We start from the raw sequence: 19928 nt of genomic DNA, 5'->3' as shown, positions 1-19928 counted from the left end.
CATCGTCAGCTGCGCATCAGGTGGTCGAAGGCGCCGAGTGCGGCCTTCGCGCCGTCGCCGGCCGCGATGATGATCTGCTTGAACGGCACGGTCGTGACGTCGCCTGCGGCGAACACACCCGGCACCGAGGTCGCACCCTTGGCGTCCACGATGATCTCGCCGTGCTTGGACAGCTCCACGGTGCCACGCAGCCACTCGGTGTTGGGCACCAGGCCGATCTGCACGAAGCAGCCGTCCACCTCGACGCGGCGGGACTCGCCCGACACGCGGTCGGTGTAGTTCAGACCGTCGAGCTTGCCGCCACTGCCGGTGAACTCGGTGGTCTGGGCGTTCTTGAGGATGGTGACGTTGGGCAGGCTTTCCAGCTTCCTCACGAGCACCGCATCCGCGCGCAGCTCCGCGCCGAACTCCAGCAGCGTGACGTGCTTGACGATGCCGGCCAGGTCGATGGCGGCCTCCACGCCCGAGTTGCCGCCGCCGATCACGGCCACCGGCTTGCCCTTGAAGAGCGGGCCGTCACAGTGCGGGCAGTAGGCCACGCCCTTGTTCTTGTACTCGGCTTCGCCAGGCACGCCCACATTGCGCCAGCGCGCGCCGGTGGAGAGGATGACAGTCTTGCCCTTGAGGGTGGCGCCGTTGGCGAGTTGCACCTGGATCAGGCCACCCGGCTCGGTTGCCGGGATGAGCTTCTCGGCACGCTGCAGGTTGTGGATGTCGACCTTGTAGTCCTTCACATGGCCTTCCAGCGCCGCCGCGAACTTCGGGCCGTCGGTCATCGACACCGAGATGTAGTTCTCGATGCCGAGGGTGTCGTTCACCTGGCCACCGAAGCGCTCGGCCGCCACCCCGGTGCGGATGCCCTTGCGGGCCGCGTACACGGCCGCTGCGGCACCGGCGGGGCCGCCGCCGACGATGAGCATGTCGTAGGGCGCTTCGGCGTCGAGCTTCTTGGCGTCACGGGCTGCCGCGCCGGTGTCGAGCTTGGCGACGATCTCTTCCAGGCTCATGCGGCCTGAGGCAAACGGCTGGCCGTTCAGCCACACGGCCGGCACGGCCATGATGTCGCGCGCCTCGACCTCCTGCTGGAACAGGCCGCCGTCGATGACGGTGGTGCGGATGCGCGGATTGACGATGGACATCAGCGACAGCGCCTGGACCACGTCCGGGCAGTTGTGGCAGGTCAGGCTCATGTAGATCTCGAAGTCGAGATCCATGTCCAGGGCCTTCACGGCGTCGATCTGGGCCTGTTCGACCTTGGGCGGGTGGCCGCCGGTCCACAGCAGCGCGAGCACGAGCGACGTGAACTCGTGGCCGAGCGGGATGGCCGCGAAGCGCAGCGATTGCTCGGTGCCGGTGCGGCGCAGCAGGAAGGACGGGGTGCGGGTGTCCACACCGTCGGTGCGCAGCGTGATCTTGTCGTTCATGCTGGCGATCTCATCCAGCAGCTCGCGCATCTCGTCGCTGCTGGCGGACTTGTCCAGCGAAGCAATGATCTCGAAGGGGAGCTTGACGTGGTCCAGGTAGCCCTGGAGTTGTGTCTTGAGTGCGGCGTCCAACATGGTGACTTCCTTTCAGTGAGGCGTGGCGAGGCGGGCCACTGCTGAAAGGGTCCCCGCACCGATGATGGGTTGGAGGCCCTTTCAGCAGAACCTGTGAGGCTCTGCGGAGGGAAGGAGCCCTCCCGGGCTCCTTGCAAAACGCATTTAGATCTTGCCGACGAGGTCCAGGCTCGGGGCGATGGTCTTGGCGCCTTCCTTCCACTTGGCCGGGCAGACCTGGCCGGGGTTGGCGGCGGTGTACTGGGCAGCCTTGAGCTTGCGCAGGGTTTCCGACACGTCGCGGGCGATTTCGTTGGAGTGCACTTCGGCCGTCTTGATGACGCCGTCGGGGTTGATCACGAAGGTGCCGCGCAGCGCCAGGCCTTCTTCGGGGATGTGCACGCCGAAGGCGTTGGTCAGCGTGTGGGTCGGGTCGCCGACCAGCGGGAACTTGGCCTTGCCGACGGCCGGCGAGGTCTCGTGCCACACCTTGTGCGAGAAGTGCGTGTCGGTCGTGACGATGTAGACCTCAGCGCCCAGCTTCTGGAACTCGGCGTAGTTGTCGGCAGCATCTTCGACTTCGGTCGGGCAGTTGAAGGTGAAGGCGGCCGGCATGAAGATCAGCACGGACCACTTGCCCTTCAGGGACTCGTCGGACACGTCGATGAACTTGCCGTTGTGGAAGGCCTGGGTCTTGAACGGCTGGACTTGGGTGTTGATCAGGGACATTCGAACGCTCCGTTGGGGGGCTGGTTGATGGGATAGGCAGAACTATATCGAAAGGCAGTTTTCAGTTGAAAACTTTAATCAAATCGCCGCCATTGAGCAGGCCTATTGGCCCGATTCAGGCTTCGTAGCGCCGGTCGTAGAGCTGGTGCGGGCTCAGCTTGACGCGCAGCACTTGTGCGGGCACCAGGCCGGTGACGGCATGTTCCGGCACCGCGGTGTCGCGCCTGATCGGCGAGCCTAAGGCATCCCCATGACGATTCATCAGCGCGCTGACGATGGGCGTGTTGCCGGATGTACCCCGGCGCACGGCCACCGCCACCTCGCCGCTGGCCAGCTTGACCAGCGTCCCGGGAGGATAGAGCCCGAACTCCTTCACCATCAAGGCCGCGAAGGAATGACCCTGGCTGCCGGTGTAGAGCGATTTGGCCGCCTGGGGCGCGGCCATGCCCGGACGGCCGCCGCGGCTGGCGAGCTTGGCCAGGAAGATGTCCACGAGCCGCAGCAGCTGCGCCGCCTCGCAGGGGTCGGGCAGGTTCTGCGGATAGCCGCCACCGCCGGGTTGCTCGTGATGCTGGGCCACGGCGGCCAGCCATTCGGCGTCGTCCAGGCCGGCGTTGCGCAGCCAGGCCACGGCTTCGTCGGGGTGGCGGTTGATGGCGGCCCGCTGTGGCGGCAGCAGCTTGCCGCCGCGCGAGGCCAGGCGGCCCTGCAGGTCGATGATCGACAGGTTCATCGTCAACGCGGCGCCGACCAGGCTTTTCTGGCGCTCCAGCGGCCAGCCCAGGCGGCGTGACAGCACGGCGCAGATCGCCCCGGTGTGCAGCAGGTGCGCGAGGCCGTAGACCTCGTGGCGGTTGTGGTCGTGCTGGATGACGACGAACAGCAGCTGATCGGCAAAGCGTTCGGCCCAGCCGATCAGCTGCGCGGCGCACTCCTTGACGCGCGGCAGGAACAGCGGCTCCTGGGGCGAGCGCAGCAGCACCGACAGCCGTGTCTGCAGGGCCTCCCATCGGGCGAAGAAGTCCTCGGCCCCCGTCCCGCCGTCGCTGCCACGCGCGGAGGCGTCGCGCAGTTCATCGAGGTCGACGAAGACGCCGCGGTTGAGCAGGGCCTCGCGCATCTGCTCGCTGGGCACCATCTGCCCTTTGGCGAGCAGCAGCTTGCCCTCGGCATCGCGCACGCCGAACGGCAGTGCCGCCCCCGCCTTGATATGACCGCCCACCTGCTGGATCGGGACCAATTTCATGGCCCGGATGATCCCCGCAAATCACGCCCCTGCCCTCAGGAGTGACAGCAGGCTGTCAGACTTCAAGTGCCAACAATTCCTCGACCGTCTGGCGACGGCGGATCAGGCGGCTGCGCTCACCGTCCACCAGCACCTCGGCGGCCAAGGGGCGGCTGTTGTAGTTGCTGGACATGGAGGCGCCATAGGCGCCGGCATCGTGGATGACGAGCAGGTCGCCCACGACCGCGGGCGGCAGTTCGCGGGTCAGCACCTCGCCGCCTGGGCCCTGCGTGAACACATCGCCCGATTCGCACAGCGGGCCGGCGACGACCGTGGCTTGAAGCCCACCCTCTGCGCTGCCGGTGCTGATCAGGCTCATCGCATGGAAGGCGCCATACATCGCCGGGCGCATCAGCTCGTTGAAGCCCGCGTCCACCAGCACGAAACGATTGGCCCCCGCGTTCTTGACCGCACGCACCTCGGCCAGCAGCACCGCACTTTCGGCGACCAGGTAGCGGCCCGGCTCCAGCTCCAGCGTCAGCGCGTGGCCCACCACCGTCTCGGCCTCGCGCCGGGCGGCATCCCACAGGCCGAAGTAGTGGGCCACGTCGATGCGGGCATCCCCCTCACGGTAGGGAATCGACAACCCGCCGCCGGCCGAGATGGCATGCAGGTCATGGCCCGCCGCGACCGTCTCGCGCACCAGCCCCACCATGGCCTGGCCGACCTGCGCGAGGTGCGCGTAGTCCACGCCCGAGCCGATGTGCATGTGCAAGCCCACCAGCTGCAAGCCATGGCGCCGCACGGCCGCCAGCGCCGCACCGAGGTCGGCATGCCAGATGCCATGCTTGCTGTGCTCGCCGCCGGTGTTCGTCTTGTGGCTGTGGCCGTGGCCGAAACCCGGGTTGATGCGCAGCCACACCGCATGGCCGGGCGATGCGGCACCCAGCTGGTCGAGCATGTCGATGGAGCCGGCATTCACCGGGATGCGGTGCTCCACGACCGTGGCGAGCGTGGCGTGGTCCAGCAGGTCGGCCGTGAAGACGATGTCATCCCCGCCGGGCGTGTAGCCCGCGGCCAGCGCCCGCAGGATCTCGCCGCGGGATACCGAGTCGACCTTCACGCCGGCCTCGCGCAGCAGCCGCAGGATGTGGACGTTGGAGCAGGCCTTCTGCGCGAAGCGCACCACGTCGAAACGCTTCAGCGAGGCGGCGCGGTCCCGGATGGTGGCGGCGTCGTACACCCACAGCGGCGTGCCGTACTCGGCAGCGAGTGCCTGCAGGCGGGTGGGGCTCAGGGCGGCGGGAAGGGGCTTGGTCATGCCCGCAGGATGCCTGCATCAGCGCATGCAATCCAATTGCATTTTGTGGCGCGACAATTCAGCACTGATATGGATATCCAGCACCGCCACATTGAAGTCTTCCGGGCCGTCATGACCGCCGGCAGCGTCACGGCTGCGGCCCAGTTGCTGCACACCTCGCAGCCCACGCTGTCGCGCGACCTCGCAAGGCTGGAACAGCTGCTCGGCTATGCCCTGTTCGAGCGCGAGCGCGGACGTCTCAAGGCCACCGCCCGGGCGCGGGCCTTGTTCGAAGAGGTGGAACGTAGCTTCCAGGGCCTGGGCCGCGTCATCGAGCGGGCGCAGGCCCTGGGCCGTGACGAGGACGCCGAGCTGACCGTGCTCAGCCTGCCCGCCCTCAGCCATGCCGTGCTGCCGGACGCGCTGGCGACCCTGTTGGCCAGCCACCCCGGCGCCCGCGTCGACATCACACCGGCCGAGCCGCCCTTGCTGGATGCCTGGATGAGCGAGCAACGCTTTGACCTGGGCTTGGCCGAGCAAGCCACGCCGGTGCCCGGCGTACGCATCGAACCCGTGCTCGAAGCCGACGAGGTGGCGGTGCTGCCCGCCAGCCACCCGCTGGCCGCGCGCGAGCGGTTGGCGCTGGCGGACTTTGCAGGCCAGGACTTCATCAGCCTGGCCACCGAGGACCCCTACCGCCGCGAGATCGACGCGCGCTTTGACGCCGCCCGCGTAGCCCGGCGCCTGCGGGTGCAGACCCACAGCGCGGTCGCGGTGTGCGAGCTGGTGCGGGCTGGCCTGGGGCTGGCCATCGTGAACCCGCTCACGGCGCAGGCCTGCGCGGGCGACGGTCTCGTCGTGCGGCCACTGGGCGTGTCGATCCCCTATCGGGTGTCAGCGCTGATGCCGCTGCACCGCCCGGCGCAGCCCCTGGCGGGCGCTCTGCTTCAAGCCCTGCGCGCACGCGGGTGAGGCGTGCAGGAAACGCTGGCGTCGCGGGCGATCAGCCCGCCGACGCACGCACCACGGCCGGCTTCGCGCCAAAGCGCTTGACGATGCTGGCCTCGATGCCGGCGGCATCCAGGCCGCACAGGCTCATCAGCTTGGCCGGATCGCCGTGCTCGATGAACTCGTCGGGCAGGCCGAGCTGCAACACCGGGATGCTGAGCCCGGCCGCGTTCAGCGCCTCGGTGACGGCGCTGCCGGCACCGCCCATGATGCAGCCGTCCTCGACGGTGACCAGCGCATCGTGGCTGCGCGCCAGCTCCGCCACGAGCTCGGCGTCCAGCGGCTTCACGAAGCGCATGTTGGCCACCGTGGCATTGAGCCGCTCGGCGGCCTCCAGCGCCGGGTAGAGCAGCGTGCCGAAGGCCAGAATGGCCACGCGCTCGCCGCGGCGGCGCACTTCACCCTTGCCCCAGGGTTGAGCCGTCATCTTGGCTTCAGGCACGACGCCAACACCCGCACCGCGCGGGTAGCGCACGGTCACCGGGCCGTCATGCAGGAAGCCGGTGTACAGCGCCTGGCGGCACTCGTTTTCATCGGCCGGTGTCAGCACCGACATGTTGGGGATGCAGCGCGTGTAGGCAATGTCGTAGTTGCCGGCATGCGTGGCACCGTCGGCGCCCACGAGGCCGGCGCGGTCCAGCGCGAACAGAACCGGCAGGTTCTGGATGGCCACGTCGTGCACCAGTTGGTCGTAGGCGCGCTGCAGGAAGGTCGAGTAGATGGCCACCACGGGCTTCACGCCTTCGCAGGCCAGGCCCGCGGCGAAGGTCACCGAATGCTGCTCGGCGATGCCCACGTCGTGATAGCGCTGCGGGAAGCGCTTGTGGAACTCGACCATGCCCGAGCCCTCGCGCATGGCGGGCGTGATGCCCACCAGGCGCGGGTCAGCCTCGGCCATGTCGCACAGCCAGTCGCCGAACACCTGCGTGAACGTGAGCTTGGGCGGCGTGGCCGGCTTGACGAAACCCACTGCCGGGTCGAACTTGCCCGACGCGGCGTGGTACTTGACCGGATCGGCCTCCGCCAGCTTGTAGCCCGCCCCCTTCTTGGTGACGATGTGCAGGAACTGCGGGCCCTTCTTGTCGCGCAGGTTCTCCAGCGTGGGCACGAGGGAGTCCAGGTCGTGGCCGTCGATGGGGCCGACGTAGTTGAAGCCGAACTCTTCGAAGATCGTGCCGGGCACGACCATGCCCTTGGTGTGTTCCTCGAACTTGCGGGCGAACTCGTACAGCGGCGTGTTCTTGAGCACGCTCTTGGCGCCCTCGCGAGCGGCGGCATAGAAGCTGCCGCTCATCAGGCGGGCCAGGTACTTGTTCAGCGCGCCGACCGGCGGGCTGATGGACATGTCGTTGTCGTTCAGGATGACGAGCACGTCGCCCAGCACCCCGCCGTGCGCCACGCCGGCGTTGTTCAGCGCCTCGAAGGCCATGCCCGCCGTCATGGAGCCGTCGCCGATGATGGCCACCGCCTTGCGGTTCTCGCCCTTGAGCTTGGCGGCCATGGCCATGCCGTGGGCCGCCGAGATGCTGGTGGAGGAGTGACCGGTGCCGAAGGTGTCGTACTCGCTCTCGTCGCGCCGCGGGAAGCCGCTGATGCCGCCGAGCTGGCGCAGCCCGCTCATGCGGTCGCGCCGACCGGTCAGGACCTTGTGCGGGTAGGTCTGGTGGCCCACGTCCCACACCAGCCGGTCCTCGGGGGTGTTGAAGACGTAGTGCAGCGCCACCGTCAGCTCGACCGTTCCCAGGTTGGAGCCGAGGTGGCCGCCCGTCTTGGAGACGCTTTCCAGCACATAGGCGCGCAGTTCATCGGCCAGCCGCTTGAGCTCCGTGCGCGGCAGGCGACGGAGGTCGGCGGGGCTGTCGATGGTCTTGAGCAGCGAGTAGTCCATGGCGGCCCTTTGTACTTCGGTTGTTCGGTCGCTGAGCGGCAGGCTCAGTTGTCCCGCTCGACGACGGAGTCTGCCAGCAGGCTGAGGTGGCTCACATCGGCCAGCCCGGTGGCCGCGAGCGCTGCCTTGGCCTCGGCACGCAATTGCTGGGCGAGGGCCCGCGCGGCGCCCAGGCCCAGCACGCTGACGTAGGTGGGCTTGTTGGCGTCCTGGTCCTTGCCGGCGGTCTTGCCCAGCACTTCGGAGGCCTGCGTCACATCCAGGATGTCATCGACCACCTGGAAGGCCAGGCCGAGCGCTGCGCCGTAGTCGGACAACGACTTCGTGGCCTGCGCCGAGGCCGGTCCGCAGGCCGCGCCCATCATCACGCTGGCCTGCAGCAGCACGCCGGTCTTGCGGCGGTGCATGTCACGCAGGGTGCATTCGTCAAGCTGCTTGCCGATGCTGGCCAGGTCGATCGCCTGGCCGCCGGCCATGCCGTCGTGGCCCGCCGAGCGCGCCAGCAAAGAGCACAGCCGCGCCTGCAGAGCCGGCGCAATGCCCGTGTCAGGCGTCAGGACCTCAAAGGCGAGGGCCTGCATCGCGTCACCTGCGAGCATGGCCTGCGCTTCGCCGAAGGCCACATGGGTGGTGGGCTTGCCACGGCGCATGACGTCATCGTCCATGCAGGGCATGTCGTCGTGGACCAGTGAATAGGCATGGATCAACTCCACCGCGCAGGCCGCGCGGATGGCGGCGAAGCGCTCACCGCCCACCGCCGCGCAGCTGGCCAGCACAAGCAACGGGCGCAGCCGCTTGCCACCGCCCAGCACCGCATAGCGCATCGCTTCGCCCAGGCCGGCGGGCGCGTTTGCTGGCACCAGCTCGTCCAGCGCGGCCTCGACGGCCGTCAGGGACTCCGCCGTCCAGCGCTCAAAGTCATGTGCATTCAAGATTCCGGGCCCTCCCAGGCCTTCAGTTCGGCGCCATCCAGCAGCTTGACCTGCTGCTCGACCGCCTCCAGCCGCCCGCGGCACAGCGCGAGCAGCTCGGCGCCGCGCTTGTAGCTCTCCAGCAGCTTGTCCAGCGGCAGTTGCTGGCCTTCCATCGCCGCGACCAGGCGCTCCAGCTCATCGAGCGCCTGCTCGTAGGTGAGGTCTGAGCCGTCGGCAGCGGCCACTTTGGTGCGTGACGAGGTCTTTGTCATTTCAAAACGCGAAACGGCAATTGTAGTCAGCGGGTTTCCCCGGTCTGAGGGGCACAGACGTAACCGTCGGCAGCAGGAGACAGGCATGCGTAGAATCCCGACCCTCTCGCCTGAGCGCGCCCGCGCGCCAGGACTCCCCTTTCCACACCTAGCAACCTGGCCGACTCGGCAACCCCGAGATGCGCCGGAGGGACGCAGCACCCCTACTTCGCCTGAAAGACCCGCCTGGATCATGTCCGACCTGAGCCTTCCCGTCTCGGCGCTGCAGCGCAGCCAGACCCAGCTCCCGGTGAGCGCCTACTTCGATTCCGATCTGTTCCAACGTGAACAGGCGAGCATCTTTCAGCGAGGGCCCCGCTATGTCGGCCATGCACTGGCCGTCCCGGAAATCGGCGACTTCTACGCCCTGCCCCAGGAGGGGGAAGGCCGCGCGCTGGTGCGCTCGCGCCAGGGCGTGGAGCTGATCTCCAATGTCTGCAGGCATCGCCAGGCCATCATGCTGCGCGGGCGCGGCAACACCCAGGCCAACATCGTCTGCCCGCTGCACCGCTGGACGTATTCCCACCAGGGTGAACTCATCGGGGCGCCGCACTTTGCGCAGGACCCCTGCCTCAACCTGAAGCGTTACCCGCTGCGCGAATGGAACGGTCTGCTGTTCGAGGAGAACGGCCACGACGTGGCGGCTGAACTCGCCCACCTCGGCCCGCGCGCGCAGCTGGATTTCTCCGGCTTCGTGCTGGACAAGGTCCAGGTGCATGAGTGCAACTACAACTGGAAGACCTTCATCGAGGTCTACCTCGAGGACTACCACGTCGGCCCCTTCCACCCGGGCCTGAGCGGCTTCGTCACCTGTGACGACCTCGCCTGGGAGTTCGGCCGCCACCACTCCGTGCAGACGGTGGGCGTGCACAAGGGCCTGGAACGGCCGGGCACCCCGGTCTACCAGCGCTGGCACGACCAGCTGATGAAGTACCGCGAGGGCCGCCCCCCGCAGGCCGGCGCCATCTGGCTGACCTACTACCCGCACATCATGGTCGAGTGGTACCCGCACGTGCTGGTGGTGTCGACCCTGCACCCGGTGTCCCCGCACAAGACGGTCAACCTCGTCGAGTTCTACTACCCCGAGGAGATCGCCGCCTTCGAGCGCGAGTTCGTCGAGGCGCACCAGGCGGCCTACATGGAGACCTGCGTCGAGGACGACGAGATCGGCGAGCGCATGGACGCCGGCCGCAAGGCGCTGTTCGACCGGGGCGACAACGAGGTCGGCCCCTACCAGAGCCCGATGGAAGACGGCATGCAGCACTTCCATGAGTGGTATCGCAACGAAATGGGCATGCGCGAAGGCAACGGCGCCTGATGCCCGCGTCGGCGCTCATGATCCTGGCGACCTTCCTGTTCGCCACCATGGGCGTCTGCGTCAAGCTGGCCAGCGAGTTCTACGCGGCCAGCGAGATCGTCATGTACCGGGGCCTGGTGGGCTCGGTCATGATGGCCCTGCTCTCGCATCGCGCCGGCATCAGCCTCAAGACACGTCTGCCGGGCATGCACCTGTGGCGCAGCATCTCCGGCGTCACCTCGCTGTGCCTGTGGTTCTATGCCATCGGCAAGCTGCCCCTGGCCACGGCGATGACGCTGAACTACATGTCCTCCGTCTGGATGGCCCTCTTCCTGCTCGGCGGCGCGGTGCTGATGGGCGCCAAGAAGCTGGACTGGCGGCTGATGGCGGCGGTGCTGCTGGGCTTCGTGGGCGTGGCGCTCATCCTGCGGCCGACGCTGGACCAGCAGCAGCTCTGGCATGGCCTGGCCGGGCTGCTGTCCGGCATGATCGCCGCGATGGCCTACCTGCAGGTGACGGCGCTGGGCCGCGTGGGCGAACCCGAACTGCGGGTGGTCTTCTATTTCTCGGTCGGCGGTTGCGTGGCGGGCGCCGTCATCACCGGCATCACCGAGGGCGGCCTGCACGGCCACACGCTCTGGGGGGCTTGCCTCCTGCTGGCGGTGGGCATCCTGGCCACCACGGCCCAGGTCTGCCTGACGCGCGCCTACGGCACCGGCAAGCCGCTGGTAAACGCCTGCCTGCAGTACCTCGGCATCGTGTTCTCGTTCGGCTACGGCATGCTGCTCTTCAAAGACCCGCTGACATGGCAGGCCACCGTGGGCATGCTGCTGATCATCGGGGCCGGCGTCGGCGCCACACTGCTGCGCAGCAAGGTCGCCCCGCCGCCGAAGGACAGCCAATTCAACCCCGCCGAGTCATGACGCACACCACCCTGATCTCCTGCGCCGAGCTGCGCGCGCTGCACGACCCGCTGATCATCGAGGTCAGCTTCGACCTGGCCGACACCGACGCGGGCGAGCGTGCCTACGGGGCCGGCCACATCCCGGGCGCCTTCTACCTGCACCTGGACCGCGACCTGTGCGGCGACAAGACGGGCCCTGACGGCGCCTTCCGTGGCCGCCATCCCCTGCCCACACGCGACACCTTCGCCGCGCTGCTGCGCCGCCTGGGCCTGACGGCCGGCCGCCAGGTCGTCGCCTACGACCGCCAAGGCGGCCCCTATGCCGCCCACCTGTGGTGGATGTTGCGTTGGATGGGCCATGCCGAGGTCGCCGTGCTGGACGGCGCCTGGGACGGTGAACTCACCCCCGCCCTGCCCACCGCCGCGCCCAGCAACTGGCAGCCGGGCGCGCCCCTGGTCAGCCAGATTGACGCCGCCACTCTCCTGGCCCGCCTCGGCCGGGTGCGCCTCATCGACGCCCGCGCCGCCGAACGTTTTCGCGGCGACGTGGAGCCGCTGGACAAGGCCGCCGGTCACATCCCTGGCGCCAGCAACCGCTTCTTCAAGGACAACCTCGGCCCGGACGGCCGCTTCAAGCCCGCCGAGCAACTGCGGGCCGAGTTCGCCGCCCTGCTCGCCCCCTACGCCGCGGCTGACGTGGTGCACCAATGCGGGTCGGGCGTGACGGCCTGCCACAACCTGCTCGCCATGACCCACGCCGGCCTCGGGGACGGCGTGCTCTACCCCGGCTCCTGGAGCGAATGGTCGTCCGAACCGGCGCGCCCCATTGCAAAGGCTTGATCTCCGACAAACGCCACGGTCGGTGATGGTCCACACTGTGGTCCACCCCAACGACTGGAGGACCGAATGTTCAAGCGCATCCTCGTCCCGACCGACGGCTCCGACATCACCGCCAAGGCGGTGACCACCGCGGTGCAGCTGGCCCAGGTGCACGGCGCCCAGCTGCTCACGCTCAGCGTGATGGAGCCCTTCCCGTACAGCGCGGTGTCGGAGATCCAGCCCGTGCCGCCTCAGGAGTTCATCGACGCGCAGCAGCGCGTGGCCAGTCAGCGGGTCGAGGCCGTCTGCGCCGCCGCGGCTGCGCAAGGCATGGCCTGCAAGGGCCACACCATCGAGGCCTTGCATGCCTGGGAAGCCATCATCGACCACGCCAAGTCCGAGGGCGTCGACCTGATCGTCATGGCCTCCCATGGCCGGCGCGGCGTGGCCGCCCTGTTGCTGGGCAGCGAAACGCAGAAGGTGCTGACCCACACCGAACTGCCGGTGCTCGTGGTGAAGTGATCTTTGGCAGCGCTTGAGGCAGGGCTGGTGACAATCACCGGCCATGCATCTGCTGCTCATCGAAGACGACCTGGACCTCGGCCGCAGCCTGCAGGCCGCTTTGCGCCAGCAGGGCTTCAGCTGTGAATGGCTTCGCCGCGCGCAAGACGCGCCCCGCCAGCTGGCCAGCACACCGGTCGACTGCGTGCTGCTGGATCTCGGCCTCCCGGACGGTTCCGGCTTTGAGCTGCTGGCCCGCTGGCGGCGCGAAGACCAGGCGACGCCCGTCATCATCATCACTGCCCGCACTGCGCTGGAAGACCGCCTGGCGGGGCTGGACGGTGGCGCTGACGACGTGGTGCTCAAACCCTTTGACATCCCGGAGCTGGTGTCGCGCCTGCATGCCGTGGTGCGGCGCAGCGCACGCCAGTCCCATGAAACCTGGCAGTTCGGCGACCTCACGATCGCCCCGCGCGCCCGCACCGCCCACCTGGCCGGCCAACCGCTGCCTCTGACCGCCCGCGAGTTCCAGCTGCTGACCGAGCTCGCGCGCGAGCCGGGTGCGGTCGTGGCCAAGAGCCGGATTGCGCAGCGCCTGTCGCCGCTGGACGAACCCGTGGATGCCGCCACGCTGGAGATGCATGTCAGCAACCTGCGCAAGAAGATCGGCGCGGAGCGCATCCGCACCGTGCGCGGTATCGGCTACCAGCTCCTGACGTGATGCCAGGACTGCGCGCCCTGCTGCGGCCCACCCTGCCGCGCCGGCTGTTCGGCGCGCTGGTGCTGGCCTTCGGCCTCGTGGCCGCCGCCCTGCTGGCGCTGGACTACGCCGAGTTCAAGCACGACATGGCCACCCACCCCGGCGTGCAGACCCTGGCCGACCATCTCGGCGCCACCCTGGCCGATACCGACGAGCCGCGCGACGCCGCACTGGTCACGCAGGCCTCGGCACAGATGCTCAACCGCATGCGGCGCGAGTCGGGACAGTTGCCCGGCACGGTCGAATTCCAGCTGCAGGACGCGAACGGCCAGACCGTCTTCGCCACGCCCGGCGCCACCACCGTCCGCCCGGGCACGCACTGGACGGCCGAAGCCCGCCGAGGCCCCTGGCGGCTCGTCATCGCAGAGCCGCGCGTCAGCGACACGACGGTGCTCGGCTGGTTCGGCCGCGAGCTCGCCGGCTACCTGCTGCTGGCGTTTCCGCTGGTGCTGCTGCCGCTGTGGATCGCCGTGCGGCGGGGCCTGCAGCCCTTGCAACAACTGACCCACACGGTGTCCGTGCGCGAAGCCCATGACCTGTCACCCCTGGGGCTGACACCACGCCATGACGAACTCCGCACCCTGGCCAGTGCCTTTGACGCGCTGCTCGACCGGCTGCGCCAGCAGCGCGACCGCGAGCGCGCCTTCGTGCAGGACGCGGCCCACGAGCTTCGCACACCGATGGCCGTGGTGGCCGCCCAGGCTCACCTGCTCGCCCACGCGGGTAGCGCACCGGAGCGCGAACGCGCCGCAACGGCGCTGAATGCCGCCCTGCAGCGCGCTGCGCACCTGAGCCGCCAGCTGCTGACCCTGGCCACGCTGGACGAGACCCGCAGCGGCGGTACCGACGAGGTGGACCTGACCGACCTCGTCGAACAGACCCTGGCCCAACTCGCCCCCCAGGCCCAGGCGCTCGGGCTCGATCTCTCGCTGGATGCGCCGCCCTCGTTGCGCGTTCGCCTGCCTCGCGCCGCGTTCGAGACCGTGCTGCTCAACCTATTGGACAACGCCCTGCGCTACGTACCCGCCGGCGGACGCGTGGCCGTCACGCTGGAGGCGGGCAGGCACACGCTTTGCCTGCGCGTGGAGGACGATGGGCCGGGTATTCCGCCAGCCGACCGCGAAGCCGCCTTCGAGCGCTTCTGGCGGGGTGCCACCGGCGCCGAGGTGGCCGGCACCGGCCTGGGCCTGGCCATCGTGCGGCGTGCTGCCCTGCGGCTGGGCGGTGGCGTGCGCATCACCGATGGCCTGGACGGGCGCGGCTGCGGGCTGGTGGTGTCGTGGCCGAAAGCGCACTGAGCGGCGTCCCTCAGGCGCCTGCCCCGATGCGGGTCACCGCCACCGGTGTGAACCGTCCCGCGGCTTCGTCCAGATCCCAGCGCTCGACCCGCGCGGGCGCGCCGGTGTGGATGAGGTTCACGGAGTTGCCGATACCGTCCCGCACACGCCGGCTCAGCGCCGTGCCGGCCTGCACGGCCCACATCGGGCGCAGCAACGCCGGCCACCGCGCCTGCAGCGGCAGTACGTAGGGCAGGTGGATGTGCCCCCCCACGACGGCGTCCACACCCGCAGCCGCCCAGGCCTGCACAGCGCGCTCGCAGCCGCGCAGCAGATTGCGCTGGTCTTGCGGCGTGACCGCAGCCACTGGCTGGTGCACCGCCACCAGCTTCAGCTGACCGGGCCTGCCCTGGGCCATGCGGGCCGCGACGCGCTCGATCTGCTCCGGCGACACCTCACCATGCACATGCCGCCAGCGCCGCGTGGTGTTCACGGCGAGCAGCAGCAGGTCGTCACGCTCGACCTCCCCCTCCAGCGGGCGACCGAAGGCCTGCGCATAGCGGCGGTACGGATCGAAGGCGCGCGTGAACACGTCGAACAAGGGGATGTCGTGATTGCCCGGCAGCACCAGGCGCGTCGGCACTGGCAAGGCGTCGAAACAGGCCCTGGCCGCGGCGAACTCACGGGGCCGGGCGCGCTGCGTGATGTCGCCCGTGACCAGCAGCACCTGGGGCCGCTGCGCCTCGCACAAGGCCTGCAACGCCGCGACGGCGACCGGACGCTCGGTGCCGAAGTGCGTGTCCGAGATCTGCAGCACCAGGCTCATGCGCCGGCCTCCGTGGCGGCCTGCGCCTCGCGCCGTTCGGGCGCCAACCCGGGCGGGCGGATGAGCCGCAGCGGGCTGGCGGCCACCTCGAATCGCAAAGGCATGGTCATGGCGGTCAACTCGCCATCGGTGGCGACCTTGATACGGCGCGCGCCGCCGGCACGCACATTCACCGTCAAGCTGCGAAAGGCAAAGTGCACCACCTCGTCCGCCTCGCTCAGCTGACCAAAGGCGCCGCGTGCCAGCAAGGCCAGCAGCGACCACCGCCCCACGGGCTTCAGCATCACGCCGGCCAGGCGCCCGGTGTCGATGGCCTGGGCCTGGGGCAGGCCCACCTGCTCCATCTGCAGCGCGTTGTTGCCGACGAACAGCGTCGGCGTGCGCGCCATCCAGCTGCGATCGGGCAGCTCAGCCGTCAGGCGCAGGCTGCGATGCCCGCGCAGGATGGTCCGCACCCCGGAGGCCAGGGCCACCAGGCGACTCCGGCCGAACTGCTGCTTCCAGCCCTCCCGGTCCTCCAGCGACTGCGCGTACAGGCCCACGCTGGCGTTCACCAGGAAGACGCGGCCGTTGACCTGCCCCACCTGCACCGGCACGGCCTCTTCATGCAGCAGCACCTGCAGCGCGTCGTCCAGTTCCGTCGGGATGCCGTGCGTGCGCGCAAAGTAGTTGAAGGTGCCGCGCGGCAGCACGCCGAAGGCGCAGCCACTGCCCAGGACCGCCTGGGCGACGCCATTGATCGTGCCGTCGCCACCCGCCGCGACGACAACGCCACCCACGTCGACCGCCCGCTGAACCGCCTGACGTGCCACCTCAGGCAACTGCCCGCCCTGCGTCACCGGGAACAACTCGCACGCCCGGCCGACCGCCCGGCACGCCGCCTCGACGGCAGGGCCCACCGCGTCGCGGTCACCTCGGCCCGACGAGCGATTGAAGACGACGAGCAGCGGGGCGTTGCGGCGGGCGGGTTCGGGTGCCATGGCTTGCAAGCGTCGCAGGGTTGGCCGTGCGTGTCTGTCAGACAGCTCCCCGCATACGGGCCACATACGGGCCTCAAGCGCAGGGCCACCGCGCCATCGCCCCTCCGCCGGCAGAATCAGTCACTCGACGGAAAGGACGTGAACGTGAGCCTCACCACCGGCGGCTGCCTCTGCGGACGCATTCGCTTCCAAGTCTCGGGAACACCGCTGCGCGTGGGCATCTGCCACTGCATGGACTGCCGGAAGCACCACGGCGCCGTCTTTCATGCCTCGGCGATCTTCCCGGCCGCAGCGCTCGCCGTCGAAGGCAGTGCCGCGAGCTATGCGGGGCGCAGTTTCTGCCCCACCTGCGGCTCGTCGGTGTTTTCGGCGTCTGGCACCGAGGTCGAGGTTCACCTGGGCTCGCTCGATGCGCCCGACCAGTTCACCCCCACCTACGAACTCTGGACGCTGCGCCGGGAATCCTGGCTGCCGCCGTTCGCAGGCATGAAACGCTTCGAGCAGGACCGCGAGGAGTAGGCTGCCAGCGCATCGCGGGCCAGGCCAAGGTCTGCGCTCAGGCGCATCCGCGAAGGCAGCGAAAATAGGGTGGCCGGCGCCTCCTTGGCCGGCATTGCCCCAGCTCCCACCAGAAGATCATGCCCAAGAACCCTCACAAACCTTTTGTCATCGGCGTTGCGGGGGGCAGCGGCAGCGGCAAGTCCACGGTCACGCGCCAGGTGCTGGCCGCCATCGGGCAGGACAAGGTCGCCGTGGTCATGCAGGACGACTACTACCGCGACCAATCACACATGCCACCGGAAGACCGGCGCAAGCAGAACTACGACCACCCCGACGCCTTCGACTGGCCGCTGATGACCCAGCACCTCGCCGCGCTGCGCAAGGGCGAGGCCATCGAGATGCCGGTGTACGACTTCGCCGCCGACAACCGCTCCACCGAAACCATCACCGTGAAGCCCGCGCCGGTCATCGTGGTGGAGGGCCTGTTCGCGCTCTACGACACCCGGATGCGCAACATGATGTCGCTGAAGATCTATGTCGACACGGCCTCCGACGTGCGCTTCATCCGCCGGCTGCAGCGCGACATCACGGAGCGCGGTCGCAGCACCGAGTCGGTGGTGAACCAATACCTGGACACCGTGCGCCCGATGCACAAGCAGTTCATCGAGCCGACCAAGCGCAATGCCGATGTCATCCTGCCCCACGGCGCCAACGGCCCGGCAGTGGACATCATCACCACCAAGGTGAGGAGCTTGCTGCAGGACTTCGAGCAGACGTGACCTGCCGCCAGGCCTGCGCGCACCCATGATGCATGGGGACGGCGAGGCTGGCCCTCTTTGGCCTGCGTTGAGCTGCCATGCGAAGAATGAACGGCGTCTTCACTCCGACGCCCACTCATGCTGCTTCGACCCTTCAGCCTCGTCCTGGCCCTCATCCTCACCGCTTGCGGCGGGGGCAACCACTCGGCGCCCAGTGCCGTCTCTGTCCTCCAGCAATCTGCCGATGGCGCCGTCAGCCAAGGCCTGGCCGGCGTGGTGCTGGCGCATCTGGACCCTGGCCACATGACACAGGCCCGGGCCGGGCTGCGTGAGCTGGGCGGCACGGTGCCCATCCAGGCGGGCGATGCCTTCCTCATCGGCTCCACCACCAAGGCCATGACCGCCGCGCTGGCGGGGCGGCTCGTCGAGCAGGGGCGAATCGCCTGGACCACAACGCTGGCCGAGGCGCTGCCCGACCTCGCCGCCGGCATGCAACCCGCCTACCGCGCGGTCACGCTGGAACAGTTGCTGAGCCATCGCGGCGGGCTGATGGCCTTCAACAATGGCGACGATGTTGCGCGCTTCGAGGGCTTCCTGCAGAGCACGCCCGGGCCGCTGCCCACCAGCCTGCCGGCCCGCGAGCGCTTCTTTGCCGCCTGGCTGCTGGCCCAGGAGCCGATCGCCACGCCGGGCCAGGGCTTCGCCTACTCCAACGCCGGCTATGCCTTGGCCGCGCTCATGCTGGAAGCCCGCACGGGCCGCGCCTACGTCGAGCTGTTCGAGCAGGAGCTGGCTCGCCCCCTGGGCCTGAGCGTGAGCTGGACCTCCGCGGACACACGCCTCACCGGCCGCCCCATCGGCCATCAGGGGCCGAAGGGCAAGCTCGCCCCGGTCACGCCGGCGGACGCGGACGCCGCCGTCTGGCTTGACGTGCTACGCCCCGGCGGCGAAGGCACGACGACCACGCCCGACAGCTACGCCACCTGGGTCGATTGGCATCTGCGAGCGCTGCGAGGCGAGGCCACACCGCTGGCGGCGGGCTATCTGCAGCGCATCCGGGCGCTGAAACCAGGCGAATACGGCCTGGGCTGGATCGCCACCGATGTCGACGGCCGCGCCGTCATCGCGCACGACGGCGAGTACCGCGGCTTTTGCAGCCTGCTGGTCATCGACGCCCGTGGCCGCAGCGCCAGCTTCGCGTTCACCAACACCGCAGCGGACGACGGCCTCTGGACCCTGACGCTGCTGAACCAGACCTTGCTGGACGTCGAGCGCGCCCTGCCCCCGGCGCCGTAAACGGGTGCCCCCAGGCCGGGGTTCACGGCCCGTCCAGCAGATGCTGCCGGAAGAAGGACACCGTGCGGCCGATCCACAGCGCCGTCATGGCCGGCCGGTCATAACCGGGCGGGTCGCACAGCAGGTCGCATTCCGTGCGGCCCAACTGGCTGGCGGATGGCGCCGGTGCCAGCAGCGCTCCGTGGCCGGCGCCGGGCAGGTCGGCCAGCAGCTCGCAGGTTTCGCAGGCCGCCCGCAGCGGGTCGCTGTGAAACCGCGGCGCCAGCCAGCGGTCGCCCGCGGCGGTGATGAGGCCCAGCGGCACAGGCGGCCGGCGCAGGGTGGCCAGGTCAAAGTCGGCGGCTGCCGGCACGCCCGCCACGACGGCGGCGATGCGCGGGTCGCGGTGGGTTTGCGGCGCGGCGTCACCCCCGAACTTCCAATTCAGCACCCGCTGCGCCACCCATTGCTTGAGGCCATCCAGCGGGCCGCCGGTCAAGCGGGTGGCCAGGCCCACGCAGGCCGGGAAGTCCTCAGCCAGATGCTGCTCGCAATGCGCCCGGAATCGCTCGGGCGACCAGGCGCCACCGGCCAGGCTCAACATCGTGTGCCCCCCCGCCGACATGCCGAAGGCCCCGACGCGGTCCAGCCGCAAGGCGGCAAAGCGCGGGTCGGCGGCGACCCGGTCGATGGCCAGGCTCACCTCGGCGGGGCGCTGCTTCCAGCTCTCGGGGCCGGGCCGGCCGGGGTCGGTCCAGTTGTCGCCGCGGTGCCAGGGCAGCGCCACCGTGAAGCCCGCCTCGACCAGCGCCTGCGCCAGGGCGGTGTGCACCCAGGGCCCGCCGCCCGAACCGTGCGAGATGGCGACCAGCCGCCCGGCGCCCGGCGCAGGTGGCGCGTCGGGCGCCAGCATCACGGTCAGGTCGCCGCGCCGCTCGGGTCGGCCGGCATCGGCGGTGGGATAGAACAGGGTGACCGCCCCACCGGCCTCGTTGGCCGGCAGGGTCGTGGTGCCGACGGTGACGGCGTGAGCCGGCAGGATGAGGACGATGCTCACCCAGCCCAGGCAGGTCCAAAGACGACGCAGCAACATGCGGGGCCTCGATCAAAGTGCAGA

20 protein-coding genes are annotated in these 19928 nt (G+C 69.4%); 10 read left to right on the top strand and 10 right to left on the bottom strand.

What is annotated here, in order from left to right; translation table 11 throughout:
- Window positions 1–5 precede the first annotated feature (5 nt).
- The 4 genes from ahpF to lysA form a co-directional block, all read right to left on the bottom strand.
- The gene (gene ahpF, locus CDO81_RS14715; protein ID WP_088483970.1) at window positions 6–1559 is read right to left on the bottom strand and encodes an alkyl hydroperoxide reductase subunit F; all 1554 of its coding nucleotides are present in this window, start codon (window positions 1557–1559) and stop codon (window positions 6–8) included.
- Between the two features lie 144 nt (window positions 1560–1703).
- Window positions 1704–2267, bottom strand: coding sequence for an alkyl hydroperoxide reductase subunit C (gene ahpC / locus CDO81_RS14710; protein WP_088483969.1), 564 nt, complete (start codon window positions 2265–2267; stop codon window positions 1704–1706).
- A gap of 115 nt (window positions 2268–2382) precedes the next feature.
- Window positions 2383–3513 carry an HD-GYP domain-containing protein gene (locus CDO81_RS14705; RefSeq protein WP_088483968.1) on the bottom strand — a complete coding sequence of 377 codons (1131 nt, stop codon included), beginning with the start codon at window positions 3511–3513 and terminating at the stop codon, window positions 2383–2385.
- A gap of 55 nt (window positions 3514–3568) precedes the next feature.
- Window positions 3569–4813, bottom strand: coding sequence for a diaminopimelate decarboxylase (lysA, locus tag CDO81_RS14700; RefSeq protein WP_088483967.1), 1245 nt, complete (start codon window positions 4811–4813; stop codon window positions 3569–3571).
- Window positions 4814–4882: 69 nt separating this feature from the next.
- Between lysA and CDO81_RS14695 the strand changes: the two genes are divergently transcribed.
- Window positions 4883–5764 (top strand): LysR family transcriptional regulator, encoded by an 882-nt coding sequence (locus tag CDO81_RS14695; RefSeq protein WP_088483966.1) that lies wholly within the window; start codon window positions 4883–4885, stop codon window positions 5762–5764.
- 31 nt (window positions 5765–5795) lie between these two features.
- On the opposite strand, the gene dxs is transcribed toward CDO81_RS14695, so the two are convergent.
- Genes dxs through xseB form a run of 3 tightly spaced genes read right to left on the bottom strand, consistent with a single transcriptional unit; the run spans window position 5796 to window position 8874 of the window.
- Window positions 5796–7688 carry a 1-deoxy-D-xylulose-5-phosphate synthase gene (dxs, locus tag CDO81_RS14690; RefSeq protein ID WP_088483965.1) on the bottom strand — a complete coding sequence of 631 codons (1893 nt, stop codon included), beginning with the start codon at window positions 7686–7688 and terminating at the stop codon, window positions 5796–5798.
- 44 nt (window positions 7689–7732) lie between these two features.
- Window positions 7733–8620: a polyprenyl synthetase family protein gene (locus CDO81_RS14685; protein ID WP_241517009.1), complete on the bottom strand. Its 888-nt coding sequence runs from the start codon at window positions 8618–8620 to the stop codon at window positions 7733–7735.
- The gene (xseB, locus tag CDO81_RS14680; protein ID WP_088483964.1) at window positions 8617–8874 is read right to left on the bottom strand and encodes an exodeoxyribonuclease VII small subunit; all 258 of its coding nucleotides are present in this window, start codon (window positions 8872–8874) and stop codon (window positions 8617–8619) included. Before xseB ends, CDO81_RS14685 begins: the two co-directional genes overlap by 4 nt.
- Window positions 8875–9106: 232 nt before the next feature.
- Between xseB and CDO81_RS14675 the strand changes: the two genes are divergently transcribed.
- From CDO81_RS14675 to CDO81_RS14650, 6 genes are all read left to right on the top strand, one after another.
- The gene (locus tag CDO81_RS14675) at window positions 9107–10231 is read left to right on the top strand and encodes an aromatic ring-hydroxylating oxygenase subunit alpha (protein ID WP_088483963.1); all 1125 of its coding nucleotides are present in this window, start codon (window positions 9107–9109) and stop codon (window positions 10229–10231) included.
- A 17-nt stretch (window positions 10232–10248) separates the two neighbouring features.
- Complete coding sequence (locus CDO81_RS14670) at window positions 10249–11133, top strand: DMT family transporter (RefSeq protein ID WP_088484056.1); 885 nt, start codon at window positions 10249–10251, stop codon at window positions 11131–11133.
- Window positions 11130–11954: a sulfurtransferase gene (locus tag CDO81_RS14665; protein WP_088483962.1), complete on the top strand. Its 825-nt coding sequence runs from the start codon at window positions 11130–11132 to the stop codon at window positions 11952–11954. The genes CDO81_RS14670 and CDO81_RS14665 overlap by 4 nt, the downstream gene beginning before the upstream one ends.
- 66 nt (window positions 11955–12020) lie before the next feature.
- Window positions 12021–12455 carry a universal stress protein gene (locus tag CDO81_RS14660; RefSeq protein ID WP_088483961.1) on the top strand — a complete coding sequence of 145 codons (435 nt, stop codon included), beginning with the start codon at window positions 12021–12023 and terminating at the stop codon, window positions 12453–12455.
- Between the two features lie 43 nt (window positions 12456–12498).
- On the top strand, window positions 12499–13155 hold the full coding sequence (locus tag CDO81_RS14655; RefSeq protein WP_088483960.1) for a response regulator transcription factor: 657 nt from the start codon (window positions 12499–12501) through the stop codon (window positions 13153–13155).
- Window positions 13155–14492 (top strand): sensor histidine kinase, encoded by a 1338-nt coding sequence (locus CDO81_RS14650; protein ID WP_088483959.1) that lies wholly within the window; start codon window positions 13155–13157, stop codon window positions 14490–14492. The genes CDO81_RS14655 and CDO81_RS14650 overlap by 1 nt, the downstream gene beginning before the upstream one ends.
- A 10-nt stretch (window positions 14493–14502) precedes the next feature.
- Here CDO81_RS14650 and CDO81_RS14645 read toward each other — a convergent pair whose 3' ends face one another.
- Both CDO81_RS14645 and CDO81_RS14640 read right to left on the bottom strand, forming a co-directional pair.
- Window positions 14503–15297, bottom strand: coding sequence for a metallophosphoesterase family protein (locus tag CDO81_RS14645; protein WP_088483958.1), 795 nt, complete (start codon window positions 15295–15297; stop codon window positions 14503–14505).
- On the bottom strand, window positions 15294–16277 hold the full coding sequence (locus CDO81_RS14640) for a diacylglycerol/lipid kinase family protein (protein WP_088483957.1): 984 nt from the start codon (window positions 16275–16277) through the stop codon (window positions 15294–15296). The genes CDO81_RS14645 and CDO81_RS14640 overlap by 4 nt, the downstream gene beginning before the upstream one ends.
- Window positions 16278–16421: 144 nt before the next feature.
- Between CDO81_RS14640 and CDO81_RS14635 the strand changes: the two genes are divergently transcribed.
- From CDO81_RS14635 to CDO81_RS14625, 3 genes are all read left to right on the top strand, one after another.
- Window positions 16422–16796 carry a GFA family protein gene (locus tag CDO81_RS14635; protein WP_088484055.1) on the top strand — a complete coding sequence of 125 codons (375 nt, stop codon included), beginning with the start codon at window positions 16422–16424 and terminating at the stop codon, window positions 16794–16796.
- Window positions 16797–16915: 119 nt separating this feature from the next.
- Complete coding sequence (gene udk / locus CDO81_RS14630; protein ID WP_088483956.1) at window positions 16916–17557, top strand: uridine kinase; 642 nt, start codon at window positions 16916–16918, stop codon at window positions 17555–17557.
- A gap of 117 nt (window positions 17558–17674) precedes the next feature.
- Window positions 17675–18832, top strand: a complete 1158-nt coding sequence (locus tag CDO81_RS14625; protein ID WP_088483955.1) for a serine hydrolase domain-containing protein — start codon at window positions 17675–17677, stop codon at window positions 18830–18832.
- A gap of 22 nt (window positions 18833–18854) precedes the next feature.
- On the opposite strand, the gene CDO81_RS14620 is transcribed toward CDO81_RS14625, so the two are convergent.
- Window positions 18855–19904: an alpha/beta hydrolase family protein gene (locus tag CDO81_RS14620; protein WP_088483954.1), complete on the bottom strand. Its 1050-nt coding sequence runs from the start codon at window positions 19902–19904 to the stop codon at window positions 18855–18857.
- Window positions 19905–19928 lie beyond the last annotated feature (24 nt).

Source organism: Roseateles puraquae (assembly GCF_002205845.1).
Lineage (GTDB): Bacteria > Pseudomonadota > Gammaproteobacteria > Burkholderiales > Burkholderiaceae_C > Pelomonas > Pelomonas puraquae.
Note: the sequence above shows the minus strand (reverse complement) of the source record. Positions and strands in the feature narration are given on the sequence as shown.

Excerpts from the sequence above, each read along its gene's own strand:
- CDO81_RS14625 (WP_088483955.1), top strand. The coding sequence starts at position 17,675 with ATGCTGCTTCGACCCTTCAGCCTCGTCCTGGCCCTCATCCTCACCGCT.
- ahpF (WP_088483970.1), bottom strand. The coding sequence starts at position 1,559 with ATGTTGGACGCCGCACTCAAGACACAACTCCAGGGCTACCTGGACCAC.
- dxs (WP_088483965.1), bottom strand. The coding sequence starts at position 7,688 with ATGGACTACTCGCTGCTCAAGACCATCGACAGCCCCGCCGACCTCCGT.
- CDO81_RS14705 (WP_088483968.1), bottom strand. The coding sequence starts at position 3,513 with ATGAAATTGGTCCCGATCCAGCAGGTGGGCGGTCATATCAAGGCGGGG.
- CDO81_RS14645 (WP_088483958.1), bottom strand. The coding sequence starts at position 15,297 with ATGAGCCTGGTGCTGCAGATCTCGGACACGCACTTCGGCACCGAGCGT.
- CDO81_RS14640 (WP_088483957.1), bottom strand. The coding sequence starts at position 16,277 with ATGGCACCCGAACCCGCCCGCCGCAACGCCCCGCTGCTCGTCGTCTTC.
- CDO81_RS14620 (WP_088483954.1), bottom strand. The coding sequence starts at position 19,904 with ATGTTGCTGCGTCGTCTTTGGACCTGCCTGGGCTGGGTGAGCATCGTC.
- lysA (WP_088483967.1), bottom strand. The coding sequence starts at position 4,813 with ATGACCAAGCCCCTTCCCGCCGCCCTGAGCCCCACCCGCCTGCAGGCA.
- CDO81_RS14695 (WP_088483966.1), top strand. The coding sequence starts at position 4,883 with ATGGATATCCAGCACCGCCACATTGAAGTCTTCCGGGCCGTCATGACC.
- CDO81_RS14670 (WP_088484056.1), top strand. The coding sequence starts at position 10,249 with ATGATCCTGGCGACCTTCCTGTTCGCCACCATGGGCGTCTGCGTCAAG.
- CDO81_RS14655 (WP_088483960.1), top strand. The coding sequence starts at position 12,499 with ATGCATCTGCTGCTCATCGAAGACGACCTGGACCTCGGCCGCAGCCTG.
- CDO81_RS14675 (WP_088483963.1), top strand. The coding sequence starts at position 9,107 with ATGTCCGACCTGAGCCTTCCCGTCTCGGCGCTGCAGCGCAGCCAGACC.
- udk (WP_088483956.1), top strand. The coding sequence starts at position 16,916 with ATGCCCAAGAACCCTCACAAACCTTTTGTCATCGGCGTTGCGGGGGGC.
- xseB (WP_088483964.1), bottom strand. The coding sequence starts at position 8,874 with ATGACAAAGACCTCGTCACGCACCAAAGTGGCCGCTGCCGACGGCTCA.
- CDO81_RS14650 (WP_088483959.1), top strand. The coding sequence starts at position 13,155 with ATGCCAGGACTGCGCGCCCTGCTGCGGCCCACCCTGCCGCGCCGGCTG.
- ahpC (WP_088483969.1), bottom strand. The coding sequence starts at position 2,267 with ATGTCCCTGATCAACACCCAAGTCCAGCCGTTCAAGACCCAGGCCTTC.
- CDO81_RS14660 (WP_088483961.1), top strand. The coding sequence starts at position 12,021 with ATGTTCAAGCGCATCCTCGTCCCGACCGACGGCTCCGACATCACCGCC.
- CDO81_RS14665 (WP_088483962.1), top strand. The coding sequence starts at position 11,130 with ATGACGCACACCACCCTGATCTCCTGCGCCGAGCTGCGCGCGCTGCAC.